27 protein-coding genes and 1 riboswitch are annotated in these 25,217 nt (G+C 52.3%); of the genes, 14 read left to right on the top strand and 13 right to left on the bottom strand.

The features are described from left to right. Positions 1-12 precede the first annotated feature (12 nt). Both KJS42_RS06990 and KJS42_RS06995 read left to right on the top strand, forming a co-directional pair. Entirely contained in the window at positions 13-225 is a 213-nt protein-coding gene (locus tag KJS42_RS06990) for a helix-turn-helix domain-containing protein (RefSeq protein WP_155604661.1), read from the top strand. Next, the gene (locus KJS42_RS06995) at positions 215-1,039 is read left to right on the top strand and encodes a DUF817 domain-containing protein (protein ID WP_213622417.1); all 825 of its coding nucleotides are present in this window, start codon (positions 215-217) and stop codon (positions 1,037-1,039) included. The genes KJS42_RS06990 and KJS42_RS06995 overlap by 11 nt, the downstream gene beginning before the upstream one ends. A 34-nt stretch (positions 1,040-1,073) precedes the next feature. Here KJS42_RS06995 and KJS42_RS07000 read toward each other — a convergent pair whose 3' ends face one another. The 3 genes from KJS42_RS07000 to KJS42_RS07010 form a co-directional block, all read right to left on the bottom strand. Next, entirely contained in the window at positions 1,074-1,979 is a 906-nt protein-coding gene (locus KJS42_RS07000; protein ID WP_213622418.1) for a helix-turn-helix domain-containing protein, read from the bottom strand. Between the two features lie 82 nt (positions 1,980-2,061). Further along, complete coding sequence (locus KJS42_RS07005; RefSeq protein ID WP_213622419.1) at positions 2,062-3,441, bottom strand: amino acid permease; 1,380 nt, start codon at positions 3,439-3,441, stop codon at positions 2,062-2,064. A 133-nt stretch (positions 3,442-3,574) separates the two neighbouring features. Next, positions 3,575-3,655: riboswitch (glycine riboswitch) on the bottom strand. Between the two features lie 97 nt (positions 3,656-3,752). After that, positions 3,753-4,547 (bottom strand): SDR family NAD(P)-dependent oxidoreductase, encoded by a 795-nt coding sequence (locus KJS42_RS07010; RefSeq protein WP_213622420.1) that lies wholly within the window; start codon positions 4,545-4,547, stop codon positions 3,753-3,755. A gap of 178 nt (positions 4,548-4,725) precedes the next feature. Between KJS42_RS07010 and KJS42_RS07015 the strand changes: the two genes are divergently transcribed. From KJS42_RS07015 to KJS42_RS07035, 5 genes are all read left to right on the top strand, one after another. Continuing rightward, on the top strand, positions 4,726-5,577 hold the full coding sequence (locus KJS42_RS07015) for a helix-turn-helix transcriptional regulator (protein WP_213622421.1): 852 nt from the start codon (positions 4,726-4,728) through the stop codon (positions 5,575-5,577). Between the two features lie 35 nt (positions 5,578-5,612). Then, positions 5,613-6,179, top strand: coding sequence for a TetR/AcrR family transcriptional regulator (locus tag KJS42_RS07020; RefSeq protein ID WP_155604657.1), 567 nt, complete (start codon positions 5,613-5,615; stop codon positions 6,177-6,179). Positions 6,180-6,311: 132 nt separating this feature from the next. Beyond that, positions 6,312-7,433: an ABC transporter permease gene (locus KJS42_RS07025; protein WP_213622422.1), complete on the top strand. Its 1,122-nt coding sequence runs from the start codon at positions 6,312-6,314 to the stop codon at positions 7,431-7,433. Continuing rightward, positions 7,433-8,122 (top strand): ABC transporter ATP-binding protein, encoded by a 690-nt coding sequence (locus KJS42_RS07030; RefSeq protein ID WP_213622423.1) that lies wholly within the window; start codon positions 7,433-7,435, stop codon positions 8,120-8,122. Before KJS42_RS07025 ends, KJS42_RS07030 begins: the two co-directional genes overlap by 1 nt. A gap of 31 nt (positions 8,123-8,153) precedes the next feature. After that, the gene (locus KJS42_RS07035; protein WP_213622424.1) at positions 8,154-8,483 is read left to right on the top strand and encodes a heme oxygenase; all 330 of its coding nucleotides are present in this window, start codon (positions 8,154-8,156) and stop codon (positions 8,481-8,483) included. A 70-nt stretch (positions 8,484-8,553) separates the two neighbouring features. Here the strand turns inward: KJS42_RS07035 and KJS42_RS07040 are convergent, their stop codons facing one another. The 3 genes from KJS42_RS07040 to KJS42_RS07050 all read right to left on the bottom strand — a co-directional run bounded on the left by KJS42_RS07040 (position 8,554) and on the right by KJS42_RS07050 (position 11,020). Then, entirely contained in the window at positions 8,554-9,078 is a 525-nt protein-coding gene (locus KJS42_RS07040) for a DinB family protein (RefSeq protein WP_213622425.1), read from the bottom strand. A 105-nt stretch (positions 9,079-9,183) separates the two neighbouring features. After that, positions 9,184-10,155 carry a helix-turn-helix transcriptional regulator gene (locus tag KJS42_RS07045; RefSeq protein ID WP_213622426.1) on the bottom strand — a complete coding sequence of 324 codons (972 nt, stop codon included), beginning with the start codon at positions 10,153-10,155 and terminating at the stop codon, positions 9,184-9,186. Positions 10,156-10,294: 139 nt separating this feature from the next. Further along, positions 10,295-11,020, bottom strand: a complete 726-nt coding sequence (locus KJS42_RS07050) for a 3-ketoacyl-ACP reductase (RefSeq protein ID WP_213622427.1) — start codon at positions 11,018-11,020, stop codon at positions 10,295-10,297. A 159-nt stretch (positions 11,021-11,179) separates the two neighbouring features. Between KJS42_RS07050 and KJS42_RS07055 the strand changes: the two genes are divergently transcribed. Both KJS42_RS07055 and KJS42_RS07060 read left to right on the top strand, forming a co-directional pair. Further along, positions 11,180-11,554 (top strand): MerR family transcriptional regulator, encoded by a 375-nt coding sequence (locus tag KJS42_RS07055; RefSeq protein WP_213622428.1) that lies wholly within the window; start codon positions 11,180-11,182, stop codon positions 11,552-11,554. Continuing rightward, complete coding sequence (locus tag KJS42_RS07060) at positions 11,551-12,312, top strand: SDR family oxidoreductase (RefSeq protein ID WP_213622429.1); 762 nt, start codon at positions 11,551-11,553, stop codon at positions 12,310-12,312. The genes KJS42_RS07055 and KJS42_RS07060 overlap by 4 nt, the downstream gene beginning before the upstream one ends. A gap of 63 nt (positions 12,313-12,375) precedes the next feature. Here the strand turns inward: KJS42_RS07060 and KJS42_RS07065 are convergent, their stop codons facing one another. Then, positions 12,376-13,347, bottom strand: coding sequence for an aldo/keto reductase (locus KJS42_RS07065; protein WP_155604650.1), 972 nt, complete (start codon positions 13,345-13,347; stop codon positions 12,376-12,378). A gap of 105 nt (positions 13,348-13,452) precedes the next feature. On the opposite strand from KJS42_RS07065, the gene KJS42_RS07070 reads away from it, so the two are divergent. From KJS42_RS07070 to KJS42_RS07080, 3 genes are all read left to right on the top strand, one after another. After that, the gene (locus KJS42_RS07070) at positions 13,453-13,917 is read left to right on the top strand and encodes a MarR family winged helix-turn-helix transcriptional regulator (RefSeq protein ID WP_213622430.1); all 465 of its coding nucleotides are present in this window, start codon (positions 13,453-13,455) and stop codon (positions 13,915-13,917) included. A gap of 159 nt (positions 13,918-14,076) precedes the next feature. Then, entirely contained in the window at positions 14,077-14,718 is a 642-nt protein-coding gene (locus tag KJS42_RS07075) for a thioredoxin family protein (RefSeq protein ID WP_213622431.1), read from the top strand. Further along, positions 14,715-15,626: a DMT family transporter gene (locus KJS42_RS07080; RefSeq protein WP_213622432.1), complete on the top strand. Its 912-nt coding sequence runs from the start codon at positions 14,715-14,717 to the stop codon at positions 15,624-15,626. Before KJS42_RS07075 ends, KJS42_RS07080 begins: the two co-directional genes overlap by 4 nt. Here KJS42_RS07080 and pdxR read toward each other — a convergent pair. Then, complete coding sequence (gene pdxR, locus KJS42_RS07085) at positions 15,623-17,071, bottom strand: MocR-like pyridoxine biosynthesis transcription factor PdxR (protein WP_213622433.1); 1,449 nt, start codon at positions 17,069-17,071, stop codon at positions 15,623-15,625. The genes KJS42_RS07080 and pdxR overlap by 4 nt on opposite strands. Positions 17,072-17,311: 240 nt before the next feature. Further along, positions 17,312-18,703 (bottom strand): MATE family efflux transporter, encoded by a 1,392-nt coding sequence (locus KJS42_RS07090; protein WP_213622434.1) that lies wholly within the window; start codon positions 18,701-18,703, stop codon positions 17,312-17,314. A gap of 113 nt (positions 18,704-18,816) precedes the next feature. On the opposite strand from KJS42_RS07090, the gene KJS42_RS07095 reads away from it, so the two are divergent. Beyond that, complete coding sequence (locus KJS42_RS07095; protein ID WP_306433130.1) at positions 18,817-19,323, top strand: staygreen family protein; 507 nt, start codon at positions 18,817-18,819, stop codon at positions 19,321-19,323. 44 nt (positions 19,324-19,367) lie between these two features. On the opposite strand, the gene KJS42_RS07100 is transcribed toward KJS42_RS07095, so the two are convergent. The 4 genes from KJS42_RS07100 to KJS42_RS07115 all read right to left on the bottom strand — a co-directional run bounded on the left by KJS42_RS07100 (position 19,368) and on the right by KJS42_RS07115 (position 22,449). After that, positions 19,368-19,793, bottom strand: coding sequence for an SRPBCC family protein (locus tag KJS42_RS07100; protein ID WP_213622436.1), 426 nt, complete (start codon positions 19,791-19,793; stop codon positions 19,368-19,370). Between the two features lie 72 nt (positions 19,794-19,865). Beyond that, positions 19,866-20,822: a sigma-70 family RNA polymerase sigma factor gene (locus KJS42_RS07105; protein ID WP_213622437.1), complete on the bottom strand. Its 957-nt coding sequence runs from the start codon at positions 20,820-20,822 to the stop codon at positions 19,866-19,868. A gap of 46 nt (positions 20,823-20,868) precedes the next feature. Further along, a complete protein-coding gene (locus tag KJS42_RS07110; protein ID WP_213622438.1) occupies positions 20,869-21,390 on the bottom strand; it encodes a DinB family protein in 522 nt (173 codons plus the stop codon). Between the two features lie 84 nt (positions 21,391-21,474). Next, positions 21,475-22,449 carry a phosphotransferase family protein gene (locus tag KJS42_RS07115; protein ID WP_213622439.1) on the bottom strand — a complete coding sequence of 325 codons (975 nt, stop codon included), beginning with the start codon at positions 22,447-22,449 and terminating at the stop codon, positions 21,475-21,477. A 342-nt stretch (positions 22,450-22,791) separates the two neighbouring features. Here KJS42_RS07115 and KJS42_RS07120 point away from each other — a divergent pair, with 342 nt between their 5' ends. Then, positions 22,792-25,170 carry a glycoside hydrolase family 16 protein gene (locus KJS42_RS07120; protein ID WP_213622440.1) on the top strand — a complete coding sequence of 793 codons (2,379 nt, stop codon included), beginning with the start codon at positions 22,792-22,794 and terminating at the stop codon, positions 25,168-25,170. Positions 25,171-25,217: the final 47 nt, after the last annotated feature.

Genomic DNA, 25,217 nt, shown 5'->3' on the forward strand with positions numbered 1-25,217 from the left:
GTGAGGGAACCCATGGGTGTAATTATCAATATCGACGTCATGCTGGCAAAACGGAAAATGAGTGTCACGGAGCTTTCGGAGAGGGTCGGTATCACCATGGCCAACCTCTCTATATTGAAAAACGGGAAGGCCAAAGCCATTCGTTTCTCCACCTTGGAGGCGATATGCAAGGCGTTGGATTGCCAACCCGGTGATATTATGGAGTACCGAAACGATGAGGAGTAGCCTGAGTCAATCCCTGAACAAAGGGGAGTTGCGCGTAGGTGAACGCCTTGATCATGCCCTTCGGCAGTTGGTGCGCTTCGGCTGGCAGCAGGCATTGTCCTGCGTGTTCCCTGTGGTGATTTTTGCATCGCTGGCTTTGACGCAGTTTCTTCCGCTGCCTTGGCTCCCCCGTTATGACTGGTTGCTGCTGATCTGCCTCGCCATGCAGGTCTGGATGGTTCGTTCAGGACTGGAAACCCGCGACGAACTGAAGGTCATCACGGTCTTCCACTTGATCGGCTTGGCGCTGGAGCTGTTCAAGGTTCATATGGGTTCTTGGGCGTATCCCGATGAAGGGTGGACAAAGGTAAACGGCGTGCCCCTCTACAGCGGGTTCATGTACGCCAGTGTGGCGAGTTATCTGTGCCAGGCCTGGCGACGTCTGAAGGTGGACCTGGTCCGCTTCCCCCCGCTCTGGTTGGTCGTCCCGCTGGCCGCCTCCATTTACCTGAATTTCTTCACCCACCATTATTGGATCGATGTTCGGTGGTGGTTGTCGGCGCTGGTGCTGCTCGTCTTCTGGCGGACCTGGGTCACCTACGAGGTTGGCGGCAAACCCTACCGGATGCCGTTATCCCTCTCCTTTGTGCTGATTGGCTTCTTTATCTGGGTCGCAGAGAATGTCGCCACGTTCTTCAGCGCCTGGAGGTACCCGAACCAATCCGATGGCTGGCATCTCGTCCATCTCGGCAAGATTAGCTCCTGGCTTCTGCTCGTCATTATCAGCTTCCTGATCGTTGCGGCATTGAAGCGGGTGAAGGGGCAACAGAAATAAGTAAAAGGCCATCCAGCAGGATGGCCTTTCCCCTTTATCCCTTCTTCTTAACCGGTCGCAGCACGGCATATCCGTAACCTTCCGGGTAATGCCGTTGATAGTCCTGCTTGAGCTCTTCATCCCATTCGTACCCCAGTTGGCTGGGATCAAAGTTCCAAGCAACCTCCTCCACCGCGCTCATCACCGCTCCGTTATCCTTTAGGTAGTCAAACGGCGGGTGGAAGAACACCAGGTATTCCGACTCCGGGATCTCCCGGCACTCCATTCCTTCCGGAATCGGTCCGTCATCTTCCAGGGGAACCGGGATGCCGTACAGATACCCTTTTTGGCCGTCCCGGTAAAACCACCCCGCCGTCTGCCCTAATTGCCCCTTCAGGGTATGGTTAGACATGCTTTCTAAGGTTCCGCTGACTTCGTCGCAGGAGTGCCCGTTCTCCCAGAAATCCCCGTAGTTGTTGACGGTCAAATCCCAGATCCCGATAAACTTATGGGCCGGAATGAACTCGACTTTGATCTCCGCCGGCTGCAAGTGAATTTCACTCATGTGATCCCGCTCCTTGATCCAATAGTGATAAGGCGAGAATACTTCCTGACGAATCGCTAAGGGAATGGGTCTTGGCGCCTTTTGGTAGGCCGCAGGGGTGAGCTGAAAGGCTTTCACGAACGCTCTCGTAAACGCCTCCTGCGATGAAAATCCATACTTTACGGCGATATCCAGGACCCGCTGATCCGTGTCGCGGAGCTCCATGGCGGCACGGCTGACTCTTCGCGTCCAGATATAATCCCGCAAGGTCACCCCCGTGTACTGGTTGAACTGTCTGGAGCAATAAAACGGGGAATACCCCAGCGCGTCTGACATCTTCAATAGAGACGTATCTTCCGTGATGTGCGTCTCCACCCAGTCCACCATGCGTTGAACCGTCTCATTCCATTCGTACATGGAAGTCCTCCTCCTTTCACCCTGATCATATCACCGGAAAATCCTATAAATTTGATTCGAATTGCAAACCTGGAAGCCGCTGTTATAGATGGGTTTGCTCTAGGGGTGCAGGGGTTGCCTGTTCCTTACGCTTTCTCATCGCATGCAAGACGAACAATAGAATGAACCATAGTGGAGTCAACAATAGGGCCGGACGTGTCTCATCCGCGAACAACATAATCAGCAGGATTGCTGCAAACAAGGTGAGAACAGCATAATTGATAAAAGGGGTAAACAGCGCTTTAAACTTCGACTTAGCCTGCAGCTCCGGTTGCGTTCGCTTATAACGAATATGACACACAAGCACCACGCCCCACACCCATATAAAACAAATGGCGCTAATCGTCGTCACGATGCCGAAAGCTTGCCCCGGGATCAGTTTGCTTAACAGCGCCCCGACGGAGATGATCAGCGTGGAAATCAGCAGTGCGTTGCCAGGCACATGGTTCTTGTTCAATTTCGCCATCCGGGTAGGAGCTTGATTATTCTTGCTTAAGTTATACAGGATCCGGCTGGTCGAGAACATCCCGCTGTTACAAGCGGAGGCGGCCGAGGTCAAAACGACAAAATTAATGATCCCCGCGGCAATCGGAATGCCGACCAGACTAAATGTCTTCACAAACGGGCTCTCCGCCGGAGTCAGCCCCGTCCAGGGGTTAATGCATAAGAGAGCGACTAAAGCGCCAACGTAGAAGAATAAAATTCGCAGCGGAATTTTATTGATGGCGGATGGGATATTTTTCTCCGGATCGGAGGTTTCTGCAGCGGATACCCCAACGAGCTCCACGCCAACATAGGCGAACACGACCATTTGGAAGGAAAGCAAGAAACCGGTTATTCCGTTGGGAAACAGCCCTCCGTGCCCCCACATATTCTTCACGGTTACGGCTCCAGCATCGGTCTTGAATCCGATGACCAGCAAAATCACACCGATGGCGATTAACACGAGAATCGTCACAACCTTAATCAACGCAAACCAAAACTCCAACTCGCCGAAATTCTTCACGGTTAACAGGTTAAGTCCCAGCAAAATAATCAAGCAAATCACCGCCGGCACCCATTGCGGGATATCAAACCAATATTGCACGTACACCCCAACAGCAATGACATCCGCCATCGCCGTCATGATCCAGCAGAACCAATACGTCCATCCTGTAACGAACGCGGCCCAGGGCCCAAGATAGTCTTCGGCAATGTCCGTGAAGGATTGATATCCCGCTTTCGATAACAGCAGTTCTCCCAGCGCTCGCATGACAAAAAATACGGCGATCCCCACAAGTAAATAGGCAAAAACGATTGAAGGGCCGGCCAGTTGGATCGCTTTCCCTGATCCTAGGAATAACCCGGTCCCAATCGTTCCTCCTATAGCGATCAGTTGAACATGTCGATTGGCTAAATCTCTCTTTAATTCTTGTTGCGCCACCCCTAACTCCCCCTTAATCCTTCATGATTGACTACATGTGAAATATTGAACAAATAACGCCAAAAAAAAGAGATTGGATGCGCTCCAATCTCCGGGTCATAAGAATAATAAATAACCTAAATAAACAATTATTTAGTACTCTTCTGTCCTTTTGCCTGAGATTGTGAACCCTTCGGCGCCGCGGAATCTCCGCAGTCTCTCCAGAAGCTGCTCCGACTATAGTGTGATCCATAGCCATCATAGCTTGCGAATTATTCAATTTTTTCAAATACTACTCGCGGATAAATATTTTGTCAATAACATTCCTTCCATCAGTTCTTCGGTCTTGTCATGCGTTCCATGATCAGGGCCACTCGGCGTCGGCTTACAAATCGGATCATTTGAGCCATAAACGAATTGGATCGACCCTCAATGATATAACTGCGCCCTTGGTCAATCCCGCGAAATCCGGTCTGCACTACCTTTTCCGGTGTAGAGAGCTTGTTGCCTGCAGCCATGTCTGTACTGCCAACCGCATCGAAGAATCCTGTATCGGTTGCCCCTGGGCATAATGCAAGCACTCGAACGCCCCTTCCCCGCATTTCCGCCCACAGCGCTTCAGAGAACGAAATGACAAACGCCTTGGTTGCGCCATAAACGGCCGAATATGCACAAGGCATAAAGGCGGCCATCGAAGCCACATTCACGACGACTCCGTCCCCCCGCCGCAACATATGGGGCAGCAAACGATGCGTAAGATCGACTAACGACGCCGTGTTCAGCGTGATTTCTTCCTGCTCACGACCCGGGTCGAGCTCCTCGAAGCGTCCATGTGTACCGAACCCGGCATTGTTGATCAAAATATCGACCGTCAAGCCCAGCTCGGCAATTTGATCGGCTAGTTGACGAGGCGCATCCGCTTGGGACAAATCGCATGCCAAAACAACCGCCTGCACCCCGTACTGACGTTTAATATCCCCTGCAATGGCCTCCAATTTATCCTGGGATCTTGCGACCAGCACGACGTGACTGCCCCTTGCCGCCAATTGTTTGGCATAAACTTTTCCGATCCCGGATGAAGCCCCGGTGACTAAGGCCAACTTATTAGAATATTCATACTTATTCATGAAATAACCCCCCTCCTAAGGACAACACTTCGTGTCTTCAATGATCTTCATCTTATCTTCGCCAGGAGGGGGCCAGCCACATCATATTTATACTATTAATGGGATTACCCGGTAAAGGCGATCTCTTGTGGCAAGAGTCACGGAACTGGGACTATAATGGTCTTGGGGGGTGAAAAATGTGAATGTAAATCGGACCTCGTCCGCATTGGGGGAATTCATCAAATCCCGTAGGGAACGGCTGCAGCCTTCCATCGCCGGGATCAAGCCACTTCCCGGACGTAGACGTACCCCGGGCCTGCGAAGAGAAGAAGTCTCCTATCTCGCGAATGTCAGCTTAACCTATTATACTTGGCTGGAGCAAGGCAGAGAGGTTAACCCTTCACCTGAAGTGTTATTAAATATCAGCAACGCTTTGATGTTGGACGAAGACGAGCGAAAATATCTATTCGGCCTCGCCAATCTCGACCCGGCCAGCGCTGGAGTTGTGCACCATCGCGAAGGGGCGGATTTTGGTTTCATGCAAACCATCGTCGACCAAATGGTGTATCCCTCCTTCGTTACAGACGAAGGTACGGATGTCATCGCCTGGAATCGGGCAGCTAAACTGATTATCGCCGATTTCGGTCGTCTACCCAAGAACGAACGGTATATGCTGAACGTCCTTTTTTTCAGTGCGGATTACCGTGAGAGGCTGGTGAATTGGGAGGAATTTGTCCGATTCAGCACGGCTACGCTTCGGGCCAACTTAGATCTATATAAAGATCATCCGCTGTACATGGAAAGATTAGAACGTCTGAAACGGCACAGCGAAGAATTTTCTCGTTTCTGGGAGCTGTATGAAATAAAACAAAAGCGGGTGTCCACCGCATTATTTCGTCTTCCGGATGACCAGATGATGGAGTTTAAGGTCCATTCCGCCTCGATCGATAACAATCCGGGGATGCATTGGTGTTTCTTTGTTCCCGTGCCTGGAACGGGTACGGAAGAGAATTTATTGCGCATGTTGGAGCAGGATGAGAAGGATAATTAAGCTTTACACCGCGGTGAAGAAAGGAGGAATGACCCATGGCCAGAAAACAATCCTACTCCCATTCGGAGCTGCTAGACCTAACGAAACGTTTGGTGCTGGAGCGCGGTTATGACGGGTTTAACCTCAAGCTGCTCTCGGAACACTTACCCGGTGCACGAAGTACGATCTATCAATATTATGCCAATAAGGATGAGATCATTGCAGCCTGCATGAAACGAAGCATTGGGGCCATCCTAGAGAAAGCCTCTGCGCTTGACGAAACCGACTCCATGCGAGCCCTTCAGGAATTGCTTAACATCTACCTCGAGGAGTTCCAGTTGCATCAGCTCTTAGCGGATGCGTACAAAATCAAAACAACCGCATCGGAGGCCGCACGCAGGGATATCGAATATGTGGAATCCGCGCACGAGTTTCTTAAAGTCCAGCTCACCCGTCTGTTTCAGAAAGCCCAGCAGGAGAAGCACCTCAGAGAAGACATCCCCCTGCCTGTGCATGTCGGCATGTTCTTCAATCTCATCAACACGCCGAATATGATGAACGTTCCCGTCCCTGAGTGGAGCAGGATGCTGTTTCAAATATGGATGGGTGGGGCCAAGCAGTAAGGGCGAAGTCCTTCCATATTTTAATTTTGACACAGGTGTCAAAATGGTGTTTAATCAAGAGGTAGTCATTAAGTGATATTTGATATCCAATCTGACACTAGTGTCAAAATACAGAGTGAGGAGCTGAATTACATGTTTTTAGCTATGAGAGAAATCATGCATAGCAAGCTGCGATTTTCGATGATTGTCATTATTTTTGTCATGATGGCTTGGCTGGTCTTTATCCTGTCAGGATTGGGGAACGGGTTATCTTCGCTGGCGGCGTCAGCGTTTAAGAATATGGAAGCCGATTATGTGGTCTTCGAGCAAGGCTCCCAGAATTCCATGAGTAAATCCCTGTTATCCGATCAGTTGGTAGAGGAAGCCGGGAAACTGCCGAACGTCATTGCGGCAGCTCCTATGGGAAGCACGATGGCGACGGCCCTGAAAGGCGATAGCACGAAGAATGACGATAAAGTCGATATCGCAATCTTGGGCATCGTTCCCGGCAGCTTCCTAGAGCCGGAGGTCATCGAGGGCGATAAGCTTACGAATGATCAACTAACTGGTGTCATCGTAAATGATTCGATGAAGGAAGAAGGATTTAAACTCGGAGATACGTTCAAATTGGACGGTTCGACAGAGGCTTTGACGATTATGGGGTTTGTTGAGAATCAAACCTATAACCATCTGCCGGCCGTATTTATTCCGATGCCGGAATGGCGCAACATTGCATTCGCCGCGCCCGGCTCCGACAAAGGGATTGAAGGTCCTGTCAATGCCATCATGCTGCAGGGATCCAAAATTGACCCGGATACCATCAACGACAAGCTTGGGAATACGGACACCGTGACGCGTGCCAAAGCGGTACAGGGCATGCCGGGCTATAAGGAGGAGAATGGCACGATCCTCATGATGCTGGCCTTCTTGTTCGTCATCTCCGCATTTGTGTTGGGTGTATTCTTCTACGTCATGACGATGCAGAAAACGAATCAATTTGGCATTATGAAGGCGATCGGCGCAAAAAATGGATTCCTAAGCAAAGCGATCGTGTCGCAAGTGACGGTTCTCTCGCTTGTGAGCATTGTCATCGGGGTTCTTCTTGCGTATGGGACCGCGGCTATCATGCCTAAGGGGATGCCGTTCAAGCTGGAGACGAATCTCGTCGTGGTGTATTCGGTGGTCCTTCTGGTAATTGCGGTGCTAAGCTCCCTGGTATCGGTTCGCAAAATCACAAAAATTGATCCGCTTCAAGCGCTTGGGAGGGTGGAATAATGACAACAGGTTTGGAAATCAGCAAGGTATCGAAATATTATGGCGAGGGAAGCAACAAGGTCACCGCTTTAGAGCAAGTATCGATCTCCGTCGAGCCAGGTGAGTTCGTCGCTGTAGTCGGCCCGTCCGGATCCGGGAAGAGCACCTTTTTATCGATTGCCGGGGCATTGCTCAAAGCTTCCGAAGGAGAAGTTCGTTTAAATGGACAACCGATTTCGACATTCTCCGATAAAGAGCTGTCCAGTGTTCGGTTGAAAGAAATCGGATTTATTATGCAGTCCTCCAATTTGGTCCCCTATCTTAACGTTCTTGACCAACTTCTCATAGTAAAGAAGATGGCGGGCAAGATAAAAGCGGAGGATCGAGCATTCGCCGTTAAGCTGCTGGAGGAACTGGGACTCGGATCGAAGCTGAAGAGCTTCCCGGAAGAGCTGTCTGGCGGCGAAAAACAGCGCACCGCGATTGCGCGGGCGTTGATGAATCATCCCAACGTCATTTTGGCCGACGAGCCCACAGCCAGCCTAGACACCCAGCGGGCGCATGAGGTGGTCAATCTGATCTCGCATCAAGTAAAGACGCGCAAGATTGCGGCGATTATGGTCACCCACGATGAGCGCATGCTTGAATACTGCGATAGAGTGTATCACATGGAAGATGGCAAGCTGCTGCTAGCAGAACGGGCGAAATAAACGAATCCATGAGAAAAAGGAGAGGTTGAAGATGATCGTCATCACGAACCGAATCAAAGTCAGAAAAGGGATGGGTGCCGTCATGGCTCCAGGTTTCACGGCCTCCGGACCGCTAGACCAAACGAAGGGCTTGGTGAAAGTCGAGGTTCTCCTGGCACAACACGAAGATCATGATGAGCTGAATGTGAACATGCATTGGGAGACCATGGAGGATTTCACGGCTTGGAGAAACAGTGATAGCTTCAAGGAGGCGCATAAACGTCCGGAACCCGGTGCCGGTGCCGAGCAAAAGGAATCCCCGATTCTCGACAGCCAACTGATCACTTATGAAGTGGCCTCTTTGAAAGAAAGAACGAAATAACTTCAATATCTCGGCATACGAAGACGGAAAACCAGCCCATTCTGAATAGGCTGGTTTTTTTGCTTGATGGTTAAAGCGACGGCGTTCCCGCCTGCCGCCCCAGCAAGAAGAACAAATAATCCGTAGGGACGCCGGCATACCCTTGCTGCCGCAGCATCGCGGTCACGTTCCCCCGGTGATACGTCCCGTGATTGACCACATGATGCAGAATATCGGAGAAACGCGTATCCAGGCTGCCATATTTCGGGTGGTGGATCGTCATCGCCATATCCGGGTCGGGCGTATGCTGCAGCAGATCGCGGAACCGATCGGCGACGCCGGCGAACAGCTGCCGTATTTCGCCTACGGACTTGCCTTTCGTTTCCTCTGACCAGATCGGCATTTTCGGAAAAATGTCCTCGCTCGGAACGCCCTCAAGCACGGACAGATAAAGCTGATCGAACAGGTAAATATGTCCCAACGCCTGAGCCACGGACGGGAATACGCTCGTCACATCCGCATGGAATACCTCCTCCGGAAGCTGCTCCAAATGAGTGAACAGTTGGTCATTCGCCCAAACATGATAGTTAAGCCATTGATCCGAAGGTCTTTGCATGGATCGTTTCACGCTCCTTGTCATTGTCGTCGTTAGGCTGCCGCTTCCGCTGAAGCCGTGTCTCTATCATATACCGGACTCCATGACAAATGCTGTCAGCGAAGATCAATCGGTTTCATCCAAGTAATGTTTGGCGATGCCGTAGGCAGTCTCCTGAATTCTGCGTTTCAACTCCGGCGGTTCAAGGACTCGGATGGCCGTCCCGAACGTGATGAGATACTTCGGAAGGTACTTGTTCATCGTCGGAACGTCGAGCGCAAAGCTCGCCTCCCGGTCGGTGCGTTCCGTCAAATAGTGGCGTAGATGCCAATGGCTGCACACCTCGTTGAGCCTGTCCGGTAATCCTTGGATACGAACGACGACCAACGGCCCTTCCGCTTCCCGCCCCTGCTCGGTCTGGTCGCGGAAATAATCGGATGCCGAGAAGCCTTCCGGTTTTTCAAACTGCCCCTCGGTCGGCTCTAACCGCTCGATGCGGTCCACGCGGAACGTCCGCATCGCATTCGACCGTCGGCAAAACGCGACCGCGTACCATTCGTTCCGGTCAAAAGCCAACCCGTACGGATCAACGTCGCGTTCTTCCTCCCGCTCCGAGTTGGCCTTGCGGTACACGATGCGGACCGTCCGCCCCTCTTTCGCCGCTTGCTCCAAGTCCCGCAATGCTGCGATCAAGAAGGGAGGGCGCGCCGGAGATATCACGTCAAATCCGCTCGTTTGCGCCGAAAGATCCTGACGCTGCTCTTCATGCAGGCTGTTCTCCACCTTCTTCAACGCGCTTTCCAGCTCTTCCGTAAACGGATATCCGGCGCCCTGGGCAAATTTGTACGCGTCGACAAGCGCCTTTAGTTCTACCGAGTTGAAGAACAAGGGCGTTTCCTTGAAGCTGTCCAGAATGTGGATGCCTCCGTCGTGGCCCGATTCCGCAACGACCGGCACGCCGCTGGCGCATAAAGCATCGATATACCGGTACACGGTGCGGACGCTGATCTCCAGGTTGTCTGCGATCTGGGCCGCCGTAAGCTTCCTGCCGAAACGCAGCATCCATAACATGGACAACATATTATCCCATTTGGCCACGAGGCGGGCCCCCTCTTCTCGTCGTATAACCTCATGTTCGCATATTCGCCGCCAGCAGATCAACCGTTCCCCTACAAAAAAACAAAAAGCCCACAAGGGGGCTTCCTGTTTATGAGCCTAATAACGCTGGCTCCACCGCTCAAAACGGGTTCGTCGCAATGAAGCTGGCCGTCTTCACATAAACGCGTTGACTCAGTTTCAATTGGCTGACAATAAATTCTGCCAGATCTTCCGGTTGAACGAACTTGGAGTCGTTATTGTCCTTAATCAAATTCAGCTCAAGGGCCAAATCGGTTGCCACTGTGCTTGGCGTTAAAGCCGACACCCGGATGTTATTGCGGCGAACCTCCTGAGCAAGGGACTCCGTAAACCCGATCACGGCGAATTTCGAGGCGCTGTAGGCGCTCGAGGTCGCTGCCCCGTTCAGTCCATTCGTCGAGGAGATGTTGATGATATCTCCGCTATTTTTTTCGACCAGTTGAGGTAGTACCGCTCGGGTTACGTAGTATGTACCCAATACATTGGTGTCAATAATACCCTTCCATTCGGCCGGGTCCATCTCCAGCACCGTCCCAAACGTAGCAATTCCCGCGTTATTGATCAAAATATCCGCTGGGCCCAGCTCGTTCTTCAACGTTTCAACAGCCTGCTCCACTTGTTCTTTCGAGGCAATATCGGCCACCGCATAAGCGACCTTGACTCCCAACCCTTGCAGTTCGGCTGCGACCTCTTTCAATGTCGACTCCGTTCTTGCGATTAAACCTACGTTTACGCCTTCTTTGGCTAAGGCCACGGCTGTTGCTTTCCCGATCCCTCTAGCTGCGCCTGTGATGATCGCGACTTTACCTTGTAATGATTGTGCCATTTCCCTTGGCTCCTCTCTTTGGGGTCTTTCACTCCTCCCCTATTATACTGTAACCGAGCAGGCTGACGTAAATGCAAACGAACTTGTTGACTTAAACCATAGTTTAAGTCGTATCATAGTCATGTCGACAAGAAACCTTAGATTCGGGGGCCTCCACTCATGAAGTATTATTCCATTGGCGAAGCTTCAGCAACCTACGATATTCCGGAATCCACCTTGCGTTACTATGAGAAAAAAGGGCTGCTCCCGTTTATCGAACGGGACGAGGCGGGCAGACGCTTATTTTCAGAACGTCAATTGGCGCTGCTTCAAATCGTGATTTGCCTCAAGAACACCAACATGCCCATTAGCGGCATTCGGCAGTATATGGAATGGGTTGTCGAAGGGGATGCCTCCATTGAGAACCGGCTTGAGATGCTGGTGAACCACAAGAAGAAGGTGACGGAAGAGATCGCTTTGATGAACGAGCACTTGCTGGGGATTGACGATAAAATCGAACGTTATCAAAAACAACTAGAGGAGGAAAGCAAATGAAGCTTTCAGAAAATACGATATTGATTACCGGCGGCGGCTCCGGGATCGGGCTGGCTTTTGCGGAAAGATTCGTGCAGTCCGGTAATACCGTCATCGTGTGCGGCCGACGGGAGAGCGTGCTCCAACAAGCCCGGGAGCAAGTGCCCGGCTTGATTACCCGAGCCTGCGACTTGGAGGTAGAATCTGATCGCGTGGCGTTGTTTGACTGGGTGACAACGAACTATCCGGACGTGAACGTGCTGGTCAATAATGCCGGCATCCAGTTGCGATATAACCTGCTGAAAGCAGATGCGAGAGACCACTGGCACGACTATGGCAAGGAGATGACCACGAATATCGAGGCGCCTGTCCATTTATCCATACTGTTCGCTCCGTATTTTGCGAAGAAAGAAACCGCTGCGATTCTTAATGTCACCTCTGGGCTGGCGTTTACCCCCTTTGCGATTGCCCCGGTTTATTCGGCTACCAAAGCGGCGCTTCACTCTTTCACCGTCAGCTTGAGACATCAATTGTCCGATACATCGGTTGAAGTCATTGAAATTGCTCCGCCCGCGGTGAACACGGATCTCGGGGGGTCTGGATTGCATACGCACGGAGAACCGCTGGATGCCTTCACGGATGGGATTTTCAAGGGCTTAGCCGAGGGAAAGAAGGAGATTGGATACGGCTCGTCAGCAGAGCGTTTGCGCATGTCCCGGGACGAGATCGACGAATATACGGAAAAGCTGTATCAAGCCACGAAGGACTCGATAGAGTAATGGGGCGAGTGCGCAAAAATGAAGAAGCCGCTTCCGGTTGAAGCGGCTTCTTTTTCGTTTCCTTTAAGCCAGGGGATGTGGCACGTAAAGCTCCTCCAAACTCACGACTTCTTCGGGTGTCAATTGAACCGACAACGCCGATACGGCATCGTCGAGATGGCGGGATTGAGTCGCCCCGATCATCGGAGCTGTGATCCCTTCTTTTTGCAGCAGCCATGCCAGTGCGATTTGGGCTCGAGGAACGCCCCGGTTCGCGGCAACCTCCGCGACTCTCTCCGCGACCTTGCGGTCCGCTTCTTCGGTTTTGACGAACAAGGCCTTGGCGATCGCGTCCTTCTCCGATCTCGAAGTCTGCTCGCTCCAGTCCCGAGTCAGCCGCCCCGCGGCTAGCGGCAAGTACGGCGTGATTCCCACCCCCTCATCGATGCATAAGGGAATCATCTCCCTCTCCTCTTCGCGATACAGCAGATTGAGCCGATTCTCCATGGAGATAAACCGGGTCCAACCGTTACGTTCGGCAACGTGCTGAGCCTTGGCGAATTGCCAGGCCGACATGGAGGAAGCGCCGATGTACCTTACCTTCCCGGCCTTCACCAAATCATGAAGCGCCTCCATCGTCTCTTCAATCGGCGTATTCGGATCCCAACGATGAATCTGGTACAAATCGACGTAATCCGTACCCAACCGCTTGAGACTGTGATCGATTTCGGTCAGGATCGCCTTGCGGGAGAGCCCCATCGCGTTGGGACCCTTGCGCATCGGAACAAATACCTTGGTGGCAATGACGACCTCGTCCCGGCGGGCATAATCGCTTAACGCACGCCCTAGAATCTCTTCGCTGGTTCCGTCGGAGTACATATTGGCGGTGCTAAAAAAATTAATCCCCGCTTCAATCGCCTTCTTGATGAGCGGTCTACTGTCTTCTTCGTTCAGGGACCATGGGATGGTCCCCCTTTCAGGTACGCCAAAACCCATGCAGCCGAGGCATAGTCTCGATACCTCCAACCCCGATCGTCCAAGCTTGAGATATTCCATAAGTGCACGCTCCTTATTGTTGAATCCATTTTAGGTTGATACGTCAACCAACGCTCTCACTTTATCATATTGTGGTTGACACGTCAACCGTGTTATGATGTGGCTATGAAGAAGAACGAGTTAACCGAAGAAGAAATGCGAATATGGAACTTGTGGAAGGGCTCCTTCAAACGGATCTTCGGCCATGTCATCAAAGACCTGACGGAGCAAACGGGACTTTCCGAGGGGGATTACGGCATATTGGACCGGCTTGACCTCCTGGGGGAAGGCAGCTTGCGGCAGCAGGAACTAGCCGATTCCATGGACTGGGATAAGAGCCGCTTATCCCACCACCTTACGCGGATGGAGAAACGTGGGCTGGTCGAGCGAAAACCGCTGGATACGGACCGCGGCGTCCAGGTATTGCTTACGGCTGCGGGCAGATCCGCCTTAGAGGACGCACGACCGGTAGTCTCCCAAGGCATCCGCAAGTATTTCCTGGATCCATTAACGGAGGAAGACATCACCTCGATTACAAAGTTGGCGGAAAGAACCAAACCCGGCTCGTCCGGGAACCTCCCGCCGTCATGACAAAGAACCCTCCGGGAACGGGGGGTTCTTGCTCGTAAAGCTGAACTCGCTTATTCAAGTAAAAACAACTGTCTCTTACAAACATCTCAAATCTGACCGTTTATTAGCGGTCAGATTTCGTTTATATTCACCTTATCCTACAAATGAGGTGATATCGAAATGGAGCAACCGTTAATTCTACGACATCTTCTCGGTCAAGGCATTCTTCCGGAACAGTTCATGGAGAACATGCTGGACCGACAGATGCCCTTAAGCGGGATCGCGAACACCAAAGAGCGATTCCGGGAGATCTATGACCATTTTACTTGGGGGAGCGATGAAGATCGTCAATTTTTCTTTCGCTTCGGCGAGCATGCCAAGATGACCTGCCTGATCCTCTGCACGGACTGGTGTCCGGATGTCATCTGGAACGTTCCCGTGTTATTTCGAGTGATGGAGCATGCTGATATCAAGGCCGGCGTCCTGCTCATGGAAGAGCACCTTGAGGTAATGGACCTCTTCCTCACGAACGGAGGACGAGCGCAGCCCATCGCCGTCTTTATGGATGAAGACGGCCGCGTGCTCGGCCGATGGGGGGCGCGCCCCGCTTACATTCAAGCCGTGATGGACGGGTTCAAGCAATCCCATCCCAATCCCCAAGCCTCCGATTATCAGGAAAATCTGAATGAAACGTATAAGGCTATTGGAGAGCTCTACCGCGCCGACTCGGGGATCACGTATCAAAATGGATTGATCGGAGAACTCAGGCAGCTATTCAACCGGTTTCCGCTAGAATCAAATCCAAGGGGCCCGCGGTCATGAGCACCCCGCGTTCCCGTTACCTTGCCCTATTGATGCTGGGTGCTATCTGGGGCGGCTCCTATTATTTTATCAAGCTCTTAGTGGCGGACTTTGGCCCTTGGACCATCGTATTTTTCCGCTCCGCCCTAGGTTGTCTAGCGATAACGGCCGTGATGCTGCTCTTTCGGATCCCCTTCAAATGGAGGCAAATTCCATGGCGGCCCGTTGCCTTGATGGCAATGGTGAATACCTGCATCCCCTGGGCCTTGATCGGATTCAGCGAAACCCATATTTCGAGCAGCATGGCTTCCGTACTGAACGCGACGACGCCGCTTTTTTCCTTGGCGGTAGGCACCTTGTTTTTCGGAGCTTCGATGCATAAGACAAAGTGGATGGGAATGGCTGCAGCCGCGGTAGGGGTGCTCCTAATCCTTGAACCTCATCCGGGTACCGTGTCCGAAACCGGCGCATGGGGGGTTGCAGGTATGCTCCTCGCATCGCTGTTCTACGGCACCGGCTCCCAACTATCGGGTCGGCTATTGCGCACCCTCTCGACATATCAAGCCACTTTTGGGACACTGCTCTTCTCCATGGCCGGCAGCGGGGTATTTGCCCTGTGCTTGGAGCCGATCCCCTATGCCCGTATGCTGGAGCCTTCCAACCTCGGGGCCATGATGGGTTTAGGCATCCTGGGCTCAGGATTAGCCTACATCCTGTTTTATTGGCTCGTCAAACATGGCGGGCCGACGTTTGCAACCTTCGTCACTTACCTGCTGCCCGTATTTTCGCTCCTATGGGGCGTCAAGCTGCTCAACGAGCCGTTTCATTGGCGGATGATCGCAGGGCTTGTCCTGATTCTGAGCGGCGTTTTCCTAGCGGGAACAAGCAGCAGAAAACGTTCGAACCCAGCGACAACCTTAACCTCTTAAGGTGTGGCATCGTCAATGAATCCTTCGAACCAAGCTTTGCGCAATAACCGAATGCCGGTTTCCATCTCCTGCAGGCCAATCCCCGCAAATCCCAGGAATACGTTGGGGAATTTCTCGGCTATCGGTTTCTCCCCCATCCACATTTTATGAAAATCATATACGGCCACGCCGGCCCCCGCCGCCAATTTGACTAAGCTTTGAGCAGATTGCCGGGTTTTTACGGCCAGTTGAAGATGCAGTCCGGCGTGCTCCCCCGTTACCTCCACAAGGTCGCCTAAATGCAAAGCAATCAACGCGAGGAGATGGCGATGCTTTCTCCGGTACGTGTTGCGCATTTTACGGATATGCCTATGCCAGTGACCCTGCTCTATAAAGAGGTACATCGCCCATTGCTCGATACGGGATGGCGCGAAAAGAATTTCATACGGCATGGATCTCAAGGTTTCCAGCAAAGCAGGCGGCAATACCATGTAATTGAGACGCAGGGCAGGAGTGACCGCCTTTGAGAACGTCCCGATATAAATCACCCGATCGCGTCGATCCAAGCTTTGCAGGGACGGTATCGGTTTGCCCGAATAGCGAAACTCGCCTGCATAATCATCTTCGACAACATAAGCTCCTCGTTCCGCTGCCCAATCCAGTAACCGTTCCCGGTCCGGGTACGGCAAAATACCGCCGGTAGGGAATTGATGGGATGGCGTTACGTATACGGCCTGTGCCGAACTTGTCCAAAGATCGGACACTTCGATTCCATTTTTCCGTACCTCAATGGGATCAATCCCGTATCCGTTCAACACGAATTGATCACGCACCAAATTATACCCCGGCTCCTCCATCGCAACCCGCTTCAAGCCGGGCAGCAGTTTGATCAAGATTCCGATGCTGTAGGCCATGCCGGAGCCAATGACGATTTGTTCCGGCAGGCAATTTACTCCTCGAGAGCTCCACAGATATTGAGCTACGGCTGTTCGCAGCTCCCACTCCCCCTGCGGATCTCCATACTTCCCCATGTCCCCTGCAAAATGTTCTAGAGATTGTTTCAGCAACTTACTCCATGTTCGGAACGGAAACAAAGCAGGGTCTAGGGACGTCGGGTTAAAATCAACAGCGGTCGGGCGTGCCCGCAAATGGAGTGGTTCTTCCGGTCTGCCCGGCGTCGGCGAACTGTTGAAAGGTCTCGACGGTTCGGTCGGGAACAGCCGGTCATAATCCGCTATGTACAACCCCGAGCGAGGAACGCTGAGCACGTACCCTTCCGCAAGCAGCATTTGGTACGCCGTCTCGATCGGCGTCTTGCTACTGTTCAGTTGAACCGCAAGCGAACGGACCGAAGGAAGCCTCATGCCACCCTGTAGCCGGCCAATGTGGATTTGCTCCCTTATTTCGTCGTAGATCCTTTGGTATAAGGGCGTATCTTGCTGTTCCGTGATGAGAAGATCGAACATCTGACTTCATCCTTGTCATGAGCGGTTGCGTTGACTGCGATCCGAACTCGTATTTTCCTCATTGTACGTATAAACGATTCAATTAACAACACATCCGGCCAAAGGTCTTGTTAGGACAAAACCGTCGAACGGATGCATGGAAAAATGGATGCGAAGTGAGAGAACGATCCATTCGTCCTTGTCCCACTTCCCATCCATCGAGTCCGCATGTATTCTTTTCGTCCAATAGTTCCGTACGTGTTAGGCTGGCGCTCCAAGGCCGTCTTCCGTTGCGGAAATCGGCTTGACGAGCGCTTTCTTCTCCCAGGTGCGGCTTCTCCAGCGAAGCAGCATGATTAAACCCCGCAGCCATTCATCCACAGCAAATGCAATCCATATGCCAAGCAGCCCAATCTCCAAGTGAACCCCTAGCAAGTAAGCCAGTGGAACCGACACGCCCCACATCGAGCATACGCCCATGAGAACAGGGAAACGGGCATCCCCGGCGGCGCGCAGCGAATTGATGATGACCATGTTGAAGGTCCGGCCGGGCTCAAGCACGATGGAGAGCAAGAAGATGCTTGCTCCGGTTGCGATGATCGCAGGATCATCCGTGAACATGCCAATGAGGTCATGGCGGAAAATTGAGGCCACCCCCACGATGGCCAACGTTAACAGGAAGCTGATCCGTACGCTCTTCATCAGTCGCTTATAGGCGGCCTTCATTTCGCCAGCACCGACCATTTGACCAACGATAATCTCCGTCCCCGCCCCGATCGACGCGGCCAGCGCCATAAAGTAGTTCGAGATGTTCATCACGTAAACATGCGTATTTAAGGCCGTGATGCTGATCATGTTCACGAAACCGATGATCATGAGGTACTGCGATTGCCAAGCGAGATGCTCCCCCGCCGCAGGCAACCCGACGCTCAAAATCTGTTTAGCATAAGTCCCGTTCCAGGTCACGTAATCTTTCCCGCGAATCGGCGCTGCAACTCGGCGGTATAAGATGAAGAACAGCACGATAATGCCGACGAACCGGCTGATCACGGTCGATATGGCCGCGCCGGTAACACCCATCTCCGGAAAGCCCAGGTTCCCGAAAATGAGCAGATAATTCCCCGTAACGTGCAGGAGATTCACGCCGAGCGTCACGTACATCACGCTTTTGGTGTTCCCGCTTGAACGGATGACCGAGGAAACCGCGTAAGACAACGCCTCGATCCACATAAAGCCACCGATGATCTTCAAATAATGGCTTGCGATGCCAATCTGTTCCGGATTCAGGTTAAGCAGCCGCAGGAGAGGCTCCCCAAAGCTAAAAAGGATAAAGCTGACGAGAATCCCGAAAATGAGGTTCATCGAAATCGCCAATGCCGAGACGCGGCTCGCTTCTTTCTCTCGCCCGGCGCCGATATACTGGGAGACCGCCACACTCGTCCCGATGCCGACAAATCCAAACATCAAAATGCAGAAATAGATGATTTCATTCGCTAAGCCCACCGCGCCTGTTGCCGTATCGGAAATCCGGCTCAACATAAACACGTCCACGGTGCCCAGCATCATCCTTAACACCGAATCGATGAAGATGGGCCAGGTCACGGCAAAAAGACTAAGTTTCTTCCACGAAGGGATACGTTCAGTTATCGTCACGTTAAACAAGCTCCTACTAGATGTATTCTTTGTCGCCTACCCTAGTGTAGCTCCAACTGACAAATACGTCTATTGGAGTTTTTTGTCGTGCTCCAGAATCGACGAATGAATCCGTGGAGACCGACATAAACGATAATAAAGCGAATAAGGGAGAGAGTTTCTTGGGCCATTTCAACCCTGATAAACTGTTTGTTTGTTACAGAGACGGCATCACTTCTACGGAACCGGTAATGCCTCGGCGTCACTCCTTAACTCACTCGGATTCGACGGGAGCGTTATTTTTAACGATTGGATTGGAGTATGCTTGGGATAAAGTCAATTCGATAAGAGATGAGGTATTAGGCGAATGGCGCCTAGACGGGGGTTCCTTGATTTATGCGGTGTCAGTATATATCGATCAAGGTGAATATAACCAAAGCGCATCAGCCAGGCGCTACGAAACTTTTCGACGCGAACTCCCCCTTGCATTCACCGCCATTCGATACGGCGACAGGTACTTATTTGATGTATACCCCGAATTGGATCGTACCCCTGTCATTGTAAACTTTGTGTCCTCCTATCCCCTGTTTGCTAGACAAGAAAGCTGGGGGGCTTTCCGCAATTATTCTATACTTCCTTGATTCCATTCGAAAAAAGGCGCCCCTTGAGGCGCCCTTTCCGTTTCTTAGGATTGTTCCACGTACATCTTGAAATTGTCCAAAATCGCTTGCCAGCCGGCCTGTTGAAATTCCACCGGATGCGTGCTTTCGGCATCAAACGTTTCAACGACCTTCGTCCCTTGGCCTTCTGCGGCGAAGGTGATCTCCACCCGTCTCCCATCTCCCAAGGTGTAGGAGATGAATTCATGCGTTTTAACTTCATCATAAACTCCGCCAAAATCAAAACCCATGCTGCCATCCTTCGCTTCCATCCGGGTCAGGAACGTGCCGCCCGCCCGCAAATCGTTCTCCGCTCTTGGCGCATGCCAGTCGTCGGAGGCTTGATTCCACTTCGTAATGTGCTCCGGCTCCGTCCAATCGCTCCATACTTTTTCAACAGGGGCTTGAATGACCGCTTGAACGGTTACTTTCGTCGGTTGGTTCGTTTCCATCTCTCAAAGGCACCTCTTTCAACAGGATTGTTTTTACTTTACATTCCTATAGACGTAACCCGAATTTGAAATTCATCGGTCCAATCGCTCCGGCAGCCCCAATCGGGAAAATAACTTCGTGTTAATGAAATTTTGGACGTGGAGGATGCGATCCTCTTTCGTTTCAAGGACATGAATCCCCCAAGGCACCAGGCCGGAGCCCTCCTTGCTTGGCATATACTGAGCAAGCGCCGGATACCCGCCGTTAATTTTGACCGGCAAAAACCGGGAACCCTCGCAATGCCAACGCGTAAGCGTGAAGAACTTCGACAAATCCTCTTTGCCGCGGACCCACATCGGGAACGGCGGCATGGACATGCACCCTTCCTCGTGAAACAACGCGACCAGCCGGTCGACGTCAAATTGCTCAAAGGCCTCCACATACCGCGACAACAGCTCGCGGTCCGGCTCGCCTTCCATCCGACTAAGCTCGTCGGAACGAAGCCGGGTTCGGTCCATGGTTTCCCGGGCCCGCTGCAAAGCGCTGTTCACGGCCGCCGGCGTCATTCCCAGCGTCTCCGCAATCTGTTTGGAGGACCAGTCGAAGACATCCTTCAGAATCAATACGGCTCGCTGGCGGGGCGGCAAGGTCTGCAGGAGCGCGATGAAGCAGAGCTGCAGGGTATCCTTGCGGATGAGCGCATCCTCGGGATTTTCCCCGAAATCGGGAGCCAGCCAGATCCATGAGGAATCGGGCAACGTCTCCCGGGGTTCGTTAATGGAACCCGCCGGATCGGACAGATCGACGGGAAGCACCCGGCGTTTGGCCTGTCTAAGTTTATCCAGGCATAAATTGGAGGCGATTCGATAGATCCATGTCTTATGCGAGGATTCCTGCCGGAACGAGCTCCAGCTTTGCCAAACGCGGATATAAATCTCCTGAACCGCGTCGTCCGCGTCATCGATCGATCCGAGCATTCGGTAGCAGAACGCGGTGAGCTCCGGCTTCATTTTTTCCAATAACTGCAGGTCCAGGGTGGTCCCGTTCATATAAGCCTCCTTTGGGTGGGGAAAATAGGAATTTCATGGACTAGATCTAGCGCAGTCCTGCTTCAACCAACCGTTGATCCAGCTCGGCCTTCTGGCGCAGATGATGCCGGCTATGCATGCCCACCAGCTCGAACCATTCCAGGGCATTCAACCAGCCGAACCAGCCATGCTGCACCTTGTATGCCGGATGTACTTCCTGCACGCGAGCCGCCCAGTCCTTCAAATCCTTAAGGATGTGCTCAAAGCCGGCCGCAAGTTCGTCCTTGCTCTCGGGGTTTCGGGTGGCGTTCACCGGTTCTTCTAGCTTCACGCGGACATTGGGCCACATCTTCTCCTCAAACACCCTCGTTCCGTCAGCGCTCTTGCTTCCGGGTTGCTCTCCCCCAGTTGCAGACGCGCAAGCCCGAATATACCCGAGGTATTCCTCCGCCACGCCGATCACGTGGTGGAACATCTGCCCAACCGACCAAACGTTCTCTTCACTTTTATAACGCAGCTGTTCTAACGTATATTCCTTCAGACTCGACTGATACTGTTCAATCACCGTCAAAGTATCCGGTTTCGGCATTCGATTCCTCCGTCTCGGCAAACTTCATTTTTTCTTCGTTCTGATTTCCATATTAACAAAAATCTCCCTCAGATATATCATTTTTTAAATAAAATGAAGGGCGCTTTGTACATTAAATTCCATGATTTCCTTCACGGTTTCCGCATCCGGAAATCCCCGTTGGAGAAGCCGGTAGGGAGCGGCACTGTAAGAGATATGATGGTAGAGCTTATAGAACGCCATCCGATGCGGGTCCAGTCCGCCGGTCTTCAAGTACTGATCATAGTTGTCGAACCGGAATTCCATGAAGCTATGCTCGTATTCAGGGTCGAAAAATAAGGCGCCCTCGATATCGATGAACCAGGGCCGGAGTTCTCGATCCACGAGCACATGGTTGGGTCCTAGTTCCGCATGGATGAAACTGTAGGTAGGTCTTGGTTGAATTTTTCCGGCCAATCCTTCGATGACCTCGACGAACCTGTCGAGACGGTTCCGGAACACTGGTACATTCTCGGCTAAATACGCCAATTCGCGGCGAGCCTGTGCCAACATGGGTAAATGGCATCCGGAAGCCGACTGCGCCAACGGCTCCTGCAGTTTTCCCCAGTACGTTCTGGTTTGCCGATGCAATCGGTTCAGCATGTCCGCGAGCGGTTCAAAGATTCGCCCCTGAATCTTGGCGTCAGCCTGAAAGAAATCCGAAGCCTCCCTTCCATCCACGTACTCGACAAAGGCGAAGTCCGCATCGCCCGTGGTAGCGCCCGACTCAAAGTGATACAGCTTCGGCGTGCGAACCTGCAGCTTCTCCATAAATTCGTTCACCGTTCGAAATGGCTCGCCCCCATAACCGGATATCGCTTCGGCAGCCTCCTTCTGCTCCAATTCTTCGCGAAAATAATTCATCCTAACATCCCATACATACAGCACAAAGCGAAAGCCATTCGAGCAACGCACCGTGTATACTGCCTTCTGGGCTCCGCCGTGCATCTGGTTCGCCTCTTCCGGGCGATATCCCGTTCCGAAGATGCGTTCCGTCCAATCCCCAAGCTTCCCCTGCAGCAAATCATTCATATCGTTCATCCGAGCACTCCCCCTACTAATTCTTGCCCGATTAGCATAAGACGTTTGGAAAAAAAAGTATAGACTGTTTCTTGGCGATTTGTTATGATGTTGAATAAGGTCTTTGTAAAAATAGGCATACACCAAGCTCAGGGAATTTCGTTCCCTGGGCTTTTTTGTTCGGCCTTTGAACTGGCGATCCCGCGAATTTTTCTTGCTTCCCTAAAAAAGTGGCACCTCACCCGAAATATGGAACCTATTCATCAAATGCCTGGATTGATAGAATGTAAGCGTTCTCCTATGTAAGTATTTTCCTATGATAGCGTAGGTTGGGAGAATGATGATAATAAAGGGAGGGTATTTATGAAACGTTCTCAATTGACGGAAAGGCAGCTGGTTCGCAAGGTATTCGGCTTATTCCTGGCGGTCGTTCTGGCCGCTGGCGTCGGTCTGTTGCCAACGCCTAAAGCTCAGGCAGCCGGGACGACGATTACCTCGATGAGCTACTTCTCGGCGGCAGACGGTCCGGTGATCACCAAATCGGGTGTCGGGCAAGCCAGTTACGGCTTTGTGATGCCGATTTTTAATGGTGGCTCGGCCACCTGGAGCGAGGTTGCGCAGGATTTGGGCGTCAAGGTGAAAGTAAACGGCAACTGGGTCGATATCGACAGTGTCGGCAGCTTTGTCTACAACCAGAACTGGGGTCACTGGAGTGACGGCGGTTTCAACGGCTATTGGTTCACCCTTTCCGCAACGACGGAGGTTCAGCTGTACTCGAAAGCCAACGGAGTAACGCTCGGATACAACCTCGTCTTTCAAAACATCAACAAAACCAACATTACGGCAATGACGCCGACGCAAGGCCCGGTCATCACCGCAGGGACGACGGGCGGGGCCGGCTTCACTTATCCCGTCTTCAATAACGATCCGGCCATTCCGTATGCGGCGGTAGCCGATGATTTAAAGGTATACGTCAAGCCGGTAAACAGCAGCGTTTGGATCGATATCGATAACAATGCGGCCAGCGGCTGGATTTATGACCAGAACTTCGGCCAATTTACCGATGGAGGCGGCGGCTACTGGTTTAACGTGACGGAATCGATTAACGTCAAATTAGAATCGAAAACCTCATTGGTGAACATCGTATATACGATCAACTTTAATGAGCCCGTCAGAAATTCGTATGTCCTTACTCCCTTTGAGGGAACGACCTTCACCGCAGATGTAAGCGGTGCCATCGGTCTGCCTCTGCCTAAAATCGACGGCAGCGCCCCGATCGCCACCGAGCTGGGGAATTTCGTCTACCAAATCCATCGTAACGGGCAATGGGTAGATTTGGCGGATTCCGGTCAAAGCGGATTCGTCTATTCCGCGAACGGATACAATAACCTGTCCAGCGCCAATCAATGGGGCTATTGGGCGGACCACATCTATGGGCTGTGGTTCCAGCCGATTCAGCAAGACATGCAAATCCGCATCGGATTTCCCCTGAACGGGCAAAAAGGCGGGAACATCGGCAACAACTTCGTCACCTACAAGTTCATCGGCAATCCGGATGCGCCGCGGCCGGACGATGCTGACCAAGGAGATATTCCGCTCAGTTCGCCAACCGATCCGGCTATCTCTGGCCTGACGCTGATCTGGCAGGACGAATTCATCGGATCTGGGCTGGATACGGGCAAATGGAATTACGAGCAGGGGTACTATCTTAATAACGATCCTGGCACCTGGGGTTGGGGCAACGCGGAGCTACAGCATTACACGAACAGTCCGCAGAATGTTTTCGTCCAGGACGGGAAGTTGAATATCCGGGCCCTGAACGATCCCAAATCCTTCCCGCAGGATCCCAGCCGGACCGCGCCATACTCTTCCGGCAAGATTAACACCAAGGACCATTTTTCCCTCAAATACGGCAGGGTTGATTTCCGAGCAAAGCTGCCTACGGGGAACGGCATTTGGCCGGCCCTTTGGATGCTGCCGCAGGATCAAACCTACGGTACCTGGGCCGCTTCCGGCGAAATCGACGTGATGGAAGCTAGAGGACGCCTGCCCGGCATGACTTCCGGAGCCATCCACTTCGGCGGACAATGGCCAGCCAATACGCATCTTTCGGGCGAATACCATTTCCCTTCCGGGCAAACCATCGCAAATGACTTCCACGTGTATTCCGTTGTGTGGGAAGAGGACAACATCAAATGGTATGTAGACGGCAAGTTCTTCTTTAAGGCCACTCGGGATCAATGGTATTCCGCGGCGGCGCCAAACAATCCGAATGCTCCTTTCGACCAGGCCTTCTATCTCATCATGAACCTGGCGATTGGCGGAAACTTCGACGGCGGCATAGCTCCAAGCCCAGGCGATATTCCGGCAACGATGCAGGTCGATTATGTACGTGTCTATAAGGATAACGGCAACGGCGGCGGTCAAAACCCCGGAGATCCCGGCACCCCCTCCACCGTCGTGATCGGCGATCAAGTGAAGGGATTGAAGAAGACCGGCGATAACCTGTTGTTCTACGTCAACGGTGCTACCTTCGCTGATCTGCACTATAAGGTCAATAACGGTGGTCAACTGAACGTAGCCATGACCTCGGTGGGAAACGGTAACTATACCTACGCTGTCAACAACCTGAGCCAAGGGGATACCGTCGAGTACTTCTTCACCTATAACCCTGGGCAAGGAGCGCTCGACACCCCATGGCAAACTTATGTTCACGGAGTCACGCAAGGTACGCCGGAGTAACCTCCCGATCTTGCCAAAAGACTCACAAAACCAGGGCTCCCCAAACA

It is taken from the genome of Paenibacillus sp. J53TS2, from assembly GCF_018403305.1.
Lineage (GTDB): Bacteria > Bacillota > Bacilli > Paenibacillales > Paenibacillaceae > Fontibacillus > Fontibacillus rhizolycopersici.